The sequence below is a fragment of the Kitasatospora sp. NPDC057518 genome (assembly GCF_042802075.1).
Classification (GTDB): Bacteria; Actinomycetota; Actinomycetes; order Streptomycetales; family Streptomycetaceae; genus Kitasatospora.
This window is the reverse complement of the sequence record NZ_JBHVEU010000445.1, coordinates 1-7423: the sequence shown is the minus strand read 5'-3', so window position 1 is coordinate 7423 and position 7423 is coordinate 1. Positions and strand designations below refer to the sequence as shown.

Annotated in this window: 4 protein-coding genes; 1 reads left to right on the top strand and 3 read right to left on the bottom strand. The window is 72.9% G+C overall.

Features of this window, described 5'->3' with window-relative positions:
- Window positions 1-159: 159 nt before the first annotated feature.
- From ACFU7Z_RS32610 to ACFU7Z_RS32600, 3 genes are all read right to left on the bottom strand, one after another.
- A complete protein-coding gene (locus tag ACFU7Z_RS32610) occupies window positions 160-1686 on the bottom strand; it encodes a glycosyltransferase family 39 protein (protein ID WP_234348350.1) in 1527 nt (508 codons plus the stop codon).
- Between the two features lie 149 nt (window positions 1687-1835).
- Window positions 1836-3743, bottom strand: coding sequence for a 1-deoxy-D-xylulose-5-phosphate synthase (gene dxs, locus ACFU7Z_RS32605; RefSeq protein WP_380781469.1), 1908 nt, complete (start codon window positions 3741-3743; stop codon window positions 1836-1838).
- Window positions 3744-3990: 247 nt separating this feature from the next.
- Window positions 3991-5169 carry an ROK family transcriptional regulator gene (locus tag ACFU7Z_RS32600; RefSeq protein WP_049651274.1) on the bottom strand — a complete coding sequence of 393 codons (1179 nt, stop codon included), beginning with the start codon at window positions 5167-5169 and terminating at the stop codon, window positions 3991-3993.
- Window positions 5170-5641: 472 nt separating this feature from the next.
- Between ACFU7Z_RS32600 and ACFU7Z_RS32595 the strand changes: the two genes are divergently transcribed.
- Window positions 5642-7321: a PQQ-binding-like beta-propeller repeat protein gene (locus ACFU7Z_RS32595; protein WP_380781467.1), complete on the top strand. Its 1680-nt coding sequence runs from the start codon at window positions 5642-5644 to the stop codon at window positions 7319-7321.
- Window positions 7322-7423: the final 102 nt, after the last annotated feature.

Below are 7423 nucleotides of genomic sequence, written 5' to 3'. Positions count from 1 at the left end.
CCCCGGTGACCATGCGGTCACCGGGGCTCCTCCGTGTGTACGGGGCTGCCGCCCGGACGCGGCGTGTACGGCGTTTCCGCCCGAGGTCCTGTGTACGGCGCTGCCGCCGGGAACCCGGCGTGTACGGCGTTGCCGCGAGGAAACCGGGTGCGGGCCGCCTCAGTGCTTGAGGCGGTACACCACGGTGTCGGCGAAGACGCCGACCATCTCGTAGTGGGTGTCCAGCAGGTTCTCGATCCGGGGGACCATGACCGGCTGGTACGGGGCGATGCCGGAGTCGTCGACCACGACCTCGGGCAGGCCGTTGGCCAGCTCCTTGTCGAAGGTCTGCCAGGCGTTGGAGACGCTGAACTGCTCGCCGACGTTCTGGTTGCCGTCCTTGCCGCCGCTGTAGTTGGTGAGGAAGCCGGCGGTCAGGTAGCGGGTGGCGGGCTTGCGGTCGGCCAGCCAGTACAGCTCGGGGTGCATGCCCCAGACCAGCACGGTGTCCTTGGGGGTGGTCTGGGCGGCGACGGCGGTGGCGACCTCGGTGGTGCGGTTGAGCCGCTCCCCCGGCCAGGCCAGCGCCAGGCTCCAGAACACCGTGGCGGCGGCCGTGGTGTACAGCAGGACGGGCTTCCAGCGGATCGCCGAGGTGGCGACCGCCCCGGTGCCCAGCAGCACCAGCGGCGGGATCAGCTGGAGGTAGTAGTGGCCGAAGAAGTGGAAGCCCACGCTGACCGCGACGACCGAGGAGAGCAGCCAGACCCACAGGTCCGTGGTCGAGCCGTGCTCCTCGCCGGCCACCGGCAGCGGGCGGTGGCGGTGCTTGAGCCAGAGCCGGCGCCCGACCGGGAGCAGGAAGCCCAGGCCGGCCGCGGCCAGGATGGCCGAGTTGCCGAAGGCCCGGCCGAGCATCTGGAGCCAGGCGCCGCCGAAGGAGGCGTAGTCGCCGCTGCCGGTGACCACCCAGAAGAGGAAGCCCTTGGGCTTGGTGAGGATCACCGCGACCAGCGCTATCGGCAGGGTGAAGCCGAACCCGATCTTGAACAGCGCGGGCGGCCAGCGCACCCCGCGCCGGCGGGCGTCCTGGAACAGCATCCAGAGCACCGGCAGCAGCACCGCGCCGCCGGTCTGCTTGGTCAGTGAGCAGAGGGCGACCGCGATGCCCGCGGCCAGCCAGCGGCGCCGTTCGGCGTACCGGAAGGCGGCCACCATGGCGGGCAGCATGAAGACCTCGAAGGTCGCCGCCTGGGTGTCCTCCGGGGAGAGCCCGATGGAGACCAGCAGGTAGAGCAGTCCGGCCCCGGCCCCGGCCCGGTTGCCCCAGCGGCCGCGGGCGATCGAGGCCAGCAGGATCGCGGTGACCAGGTGGGCCACCACCGCCAGGGTGCGCAGCGGCCAGAGCGAGGCGGAGCCGAAGACCGCGAAGCAGGCCTGGTAGAGCCAGGGCAGCAGCGGTGGTTTGCGGTCCACCACGGTGTCGTACAGCACCCCGCCGTCCGCCAGCATCCGGGCCTGGGTGGCCAGGAAGCCCTCGTCCGGGCTCCAGACGGGCCGGGCGAAGGAGGGGATGTGGGTGAGCAGCGCGACCAGCGCGAGCACCGGCACCAGCCTGGTCCAGTACCCGGTGAGAACACGGGTACGGACGCGCTCGGGCAGGCGCTCGGCCAGTCCGGTGAGGCGGAGGCGGGTGGGGGTCGGCACGGGTGACAACCTACCGGGCGGGATCGGCGCCGGTGGCGCCGGTCCCGCCTTTCAGTGCGATTGTCAGCTTGTTCCGTGACGAACTGTTACGGAGTTACGACAAACGGTCGTCTGCGGAACGGGTGACCGCTCCCCCGGACGGCCTCCGGTCAGGCCTTGACCGGCGCCGCGTCCAGCTTGGCGACCAGAGCCGTCACCTTTCGGGCGATGTCCGGGGCGTTCAGGCCGATCTCGGCCAGGATCTCGGCCCGGCTGGCGTGGTCCAGGAACTCCTGCGGGATGCCGAAGTCGCGCACCGGCAGGTCCACGTCCGCGTCCCGCAGCGCCTGCGCCACGGCGGCGCCGACGCCGCCCACCCGGCCGTTGTCCTCGATCGTGACGACCACCCGGTGCTCGGCGGCCAGGCCCGGCAGGGCCGCGTCCACCGGCTTGACCCAGCGCGGGTCCACCACGGTGGCGGTGACGCCCTGGGCGGCCAGCAGGTCGGCGACCTCCAGGCTGGTGGGGGCCATCGCGCCGACCGAGACGATCAGCACGTCGGCGCGGTGGGCGCCGGAGGGCTCCTCGGCGGCGCGCAGCACGTCCATGCCGCCGATCCGGCCGACCGCGGGGACGGCCGGGCCGACCGTGCCCTTGGAGTAGCGGACCACGGTCGGGGCGTCCTTGACCTCGACGGCCTCGCGCAGCTGCGCGCGGACCTGGTCGGCGTCGCGCGGGGCGGCCAGCCGCAGGGTCGGGATGATCTGCAGCATCGACATGTCCCACATGCCGTTGTGCGAGGCGCCGTCGTCGCCGGTGACGCCGGCCCGGTCCAGGACGAAGGTGACGCCCAGCTTGTGCAGGGCGACGTCCATCAGGACCTGGTCGAAGGCCCGGTTGAGGAAGGTCGCGTAGACCGCGAACACCGGGTGCAGGCCGTTGGTGGCCAGGCCGGCCGCGCTGGTGACGGCGTGCTGCTCGGCGATGCCGACGTCGAAGATCCGGTCCGGGAAGGCCTCGGCGAACGGGGCCAGGCCCACCGGGTGGAGCATCGCGGCGGTGATGCCGACGATGTCCTCGCGCTCGTGGCCGAGCGCGACCATCTCCTCGGCGAAGACCGAGGTCCAGCTCCGGCCGCCGCCGCTCGTGATCGGCAGGCCGGTCTCCGGGTGGATCTTGCCGACCGCGTGGAAGCGGTCCTCGTCGTTGTTCTCGGCGGCGTGGTAGCCGCGGCCCTTCTCGGTGAGGCAGTGCACGATCACCGGGCCGCCGAAGCCGCGCGCCTTGGTCAGCGCGGACTCCAGGGCGGCCATGTCGTGGCCGTCGATCGGGCCGATGTACTTGAGGCCGAGGTCCTCGAACATGCCCTGCGGGGCGATGAAGTCCTTGAGGCCCTTCTTGGCGCCGTGCAGCGTCTCGAACAGCTGCTGGCCGACCACCGGGGTGCGCTGGAGCGCGTCCTTGCCCCAGGACAGGAAGCGCTCGTAGCCCTGGGTGGTGCGCAGGGTGGCGAGGTGGTTGGCCAGGCCGCCGATGGTCGGGGAGTACGAGCGCTCGTTGTCGTTCACGACGATGACGAGCGGACGGTCCTTGGCGTCGGCGATGTTGTTGAGCGCCTCCCAGGCCATGCCGCCGGTGAGCGCGCCGTCGCCGATCACCGCGACGACCGGGTCGATCTTGCCCAGGATCTGGTTGGCCTTGGCCAGGCCGTCGGCGTACGAGAGGACCGTGGAGGCGTGCGAGTTCTCGATCACGTCGTGCTCGGACTCGGCCCGGGACGGGTAGCCGGACAGGCCGCCCTTCATCCGCAGCCGGGAGAAGTCCTGGCGGCCGGTGAGCAGCTTGTGGACGTAGCTCTGGTGGCCGGTGTCGAAGAGGATGCGGTCGCGCGGGGAGTCGAAGACCCGGTGCAGCGCGATGGTGAGCTCCACCACGCCGAGGTTGGGCCCGAGGTGGCCACCCGTCTTGGAGACCTCGGTCACCAGGAAGGTCCGGATCTCCTGGGCCAGTGCGGCCAGCTGTCCGGGCGTGAGCCGGTCGAGATCGCGCGGTCCCCGAATGCGGGTCAGCAGGGCCACCCGTTCCTCCTCGTTCAGTGTTCGCGGACCACGGACGGTCCGACGGGCGTCGCTGCCCGGCCCGGCGGCAGTCCGACGGTCCGGCCGGTGGCGACCGGTCGAGTCTAATGTCCGCCTGCCGGACACCAAGCGGCGCGCCCGGTGCCACCGTTCGGTTACCGCCATTCCGGGAGGTCGGGCCGGGAAGCCGGGTCACCTCAGGTTGACGTACAGGCGTTTGAATACGCGGATGGGCCGGACGGCGGTGTCAGGCGCGGCCCAGCGCGCCGGACTCCCCCATCTCGCTCATCACCAGGGCCAGCGCGCCGAGCACCTCGGCCCGGCCGCCGAGGGTGCCGGGGACGACCGAGAGCTGACGGGCGGCGCTCGGGATCGCGTACCGGGCCACCGAGTCCCGGATCGGGGCGAGCACCAGCTCACCGGCCTCGGCGAGGTCCCCGCCGAGGATCACCCGGCGGGGGTTCAGCAGGTTGCAGAGGGTGGCGACGCCGGTGCCGATCTGCCGGCCCGCGTCGGCGATCACCCGGCGGCAGCCGAGGTCGCCCTGCTGGGCCAGCTCGACCACCCGGGGCAGGCTGAGGTCCTGGCCGAGGGTGGGGGCGAGCAGCGAGAGCAGGTAGCGGGAACCGACGAAGGTCTCCAGGCAGCCGCGGTTGCCGCAGCGGCAGACCGGCCCCGCCTCGTCCAGGGTGATGTGCCCGATCTCACCCGCGGTACCGCCCGGGCCGCGGTAGATCTGACCGTTCACCACCAGCCCGGCGCCGACCCCGCTGGCGACCTTGATGTAGGCGAGGTCGCTCAGCCCGCGGCCGGCGCCCCAGACCAGCTCGCCGAGCGCGCCCAGGTTGGCGTCGTTGTCCACGTGCACCGGCATGCCGAGCCGCTCGGCCAGCTCCCGGCCCGGGGCGATGCCCGTCCAGCCGGGCAGGATCGCGGTGGAGCCGAGCGCGCCGGTCTCCACGTCGATCGGGCCGGGCACGCCGAGGCCGACGCCGATCACCTTGTCGGAACGGAAGCCCGCCTGCGTCAGCAGCCGTTCGACCATCGCCTCGGCGCGGTCGAAGCCCTGCTGGGCGGAGACGTCGACGTCGATCGGGGCGCTCTCCTCGGCCAGCACCCGGTGGGCCAGGTTGCCGACCGCGACGCGCAGGTGGGTGTGGCCGAAGTCGATGCCGACCACGATGCCGGCGTCCCCGCTGAGCGAGACGCTGCGGGCGCGGCGGCCGCCGGAGGAGGTGTCGGCGACCACGACGGTGCCGCTCTCCTTCAACTCCCGCACGATGTTGGACACGGTGGCCGCGGACAGTCCGGTGCCGCGGGCGATCTCGGCCTGGGTCAGCGAGCCGGCCATCCGCACCGCGCGGAGCACCCGTTCCAGGTTCGCCCGGTGCAGCGACGACTGCGAGCCCGGTGTGTCCGTCGACATGATCCACCCTCCCAGGGCGGGGATCCCTCCGCCGGGCGTCCCCTTCAACTCCTGAAGGGTACGGCCCGGGGGCCCGGGCGGGGATCCCGGCTGCGGCGGGCGGGCGCGCAGGGGGGCGCGGACGGCGGCCGCCCGGCGCGGGCCGGCGAGCGGGGGCGCGGGCGTGGGGGCGGGGTGATCGGGGGGTGAAGGTGTTGCGCGGCCCGGACCTGCGGGGACGGGGAACCGCTGTCCTGGCGACGGCCGAAAACCACGCACCACTAACATGGTGCCACTTCTCACCCGTCCCATCGGGGCCGTGGACGGCACCGCCAGGGGGACGCATCCAGACATGACGGGGAATCAGATGGCAGGGGATCACCCTACGCCGGGTGCAGGCGAAACGCCCGGCAGCGGTCCGCAGGACAACCGGGGCGTCTCGTTCGGGCGCCCGCCGGGCGGCGGTGTCGATCCGGCCGCCGTCGCGGACCAGATGACGCAGCTCGACGGCGCCGCCGTCCCGGGGCAGGTCACCCCGGGCCCGGTCGCGCCCGCGGGCCCGCCGCCCGGCCAGCCGCCGGCACCGCCCGCGCAGCCGCCCGCGCAGCCGTCGGTCGGCAGCCCGGAGTACGCGGCGTACGCGCCGACCGCGCCCGGGTTCCCCAGCCAGGCCCCGCCGCCGCCCGGTGCCGCGCCGGTCGGCCCGTACGACCCGGTCCCCGGTGCCCCGTACGGCGCCCCGGACGCCGGGCAGGCCTACAACCCGGGCGGCTACAACTACCCGCAGCAGCCCGGGTACGGCTACCCCGTCGCGCCGGTCGCGCCCAAGCAGCGCAACCCGGTGATGCTGTGGGGCGGGATCATCGGCGGCGTGCTGGCGATCTCGATCGTGGTCGCCCTGGTCGTCCTGCTCAAGGACCCCAAGCCCGCCCCCGACCCGGGCCCGGACCCGGTCAGCACCGGCACCACCGACAACGGCGGGACCAGCAGCGGCCCCACCCCCGCCCCCGCTCCCAAGGGCGCCACCTTCAACGTCGCCTGGAGCGCCCCCAAGCCGGCCAACGCGGACAGCTCGAACCAGATGCTCGGCGTCTGGGGCACCGACAAGCTCGCGGTGCGCGTCGACAGCTCCGGGATCAGGGCCTTCAACCTGACCGACGGCAAGGAGGCGTGGACCATCGCCGCCCCGGCCGGCAGCAAGGAGCTGTGCACCGCCTCGTACGCCGCCAACTCCAAGGGCGTCGCCGCCGTCTCCTTCAACACCGGTGACAGCGACTGCTCCACCGTCGGCGCCATCGACCTGACCCAGGGCAAGCTGCTCTGGAGCGTCAAGGTCTCGGCCGACCGGATGTCCTCGCCGACCCTCAGCGTCACCGAGAACGTCGTCGCCGTCGGCGGCAACGCCGTCGCCGCCCTGAACATCGCCAACGGCCAGCCGGCCTGGCAGTACCAGCCGCGCGACAAGGACTGCGTCCTGCGCGGCAAGGCGGCCGGCGCCCAGATCGCGGTCAGCGACCGCTGCTACGGCACCAGCGGCCCGAAGTCGCAGCTGGTCATCGTCAACGCCGAGACCGGCAAGCCGGCCAGCACCCCGATCACCCTCACCGGCAACATCGAGGAGGTCGACTCGGTCGTCCAGGACAAGCCGCTGGTGCTGCTGATGGGCAACGGCCCGCAGGGCGACTACGTCCTGCCGTTCGACAAGGACAACAAGCCGGGCACCCAGATGTCCGTCAAGGAGCCCGGCGCGGACAGCCTGCGCCTCTCCGGCCAGAACGAGGCCCTCACCCGCAACGTGGTCAGCGGCACCACGCTGTACGTCCAGGTCAGCGGCGGCAAGCCGGGCATCAACGCCTACGACCTGAACACCGGCAAGCGGCTGTGGTCGGCCAACTCCGGTTCGACGAGCAACGACATGCGCCTGGTGGCCGGGACCGACAAGGACGGCAAGGTCCGCGCGATCGTCGACCAGGGCTACAACAAGCCGGCCCGGCTGGTGACGCTCTCGCCGACCGACGGCTCGATGTCCGACCTCGGCACCATGACGATGCCGAGCAGCATGGGCATCGGCAGCAGCACCTCCGAGTACCTGGTCTCGGACGACGGCGCCGCCGTCTACGCGTTCCGCCGCTACAGCGCCAGCGACGGGCCGCTGACCAAGTGGAAGAAGTGACGCCGGGGCGCCTCCGGAGCTGATCCCGGGGGCGTGACCCCTCGTCGCGGGCCGCGCTGCGACCGACACGGGCGGGGCGGGCACGGGCTGATCGCCCGGGCC

Coding starts and splice junctions, on each gene's coding strand:
- ACFU7Z_RS32600 (WP_049651274.1), bottom strand. CDS start 5,169: ATGTCGACGGACACACCGGGCTCGCAGTCGTCGCTGCACCGGGCGAAC.
- ACFU7Z_RS32595 (WP_380781467.1), top strand. CDS start 5,642: ATGACGCAGCTCGACGGCGCCGCCGTCCCGGGGCAGGTCACCCCGGGC.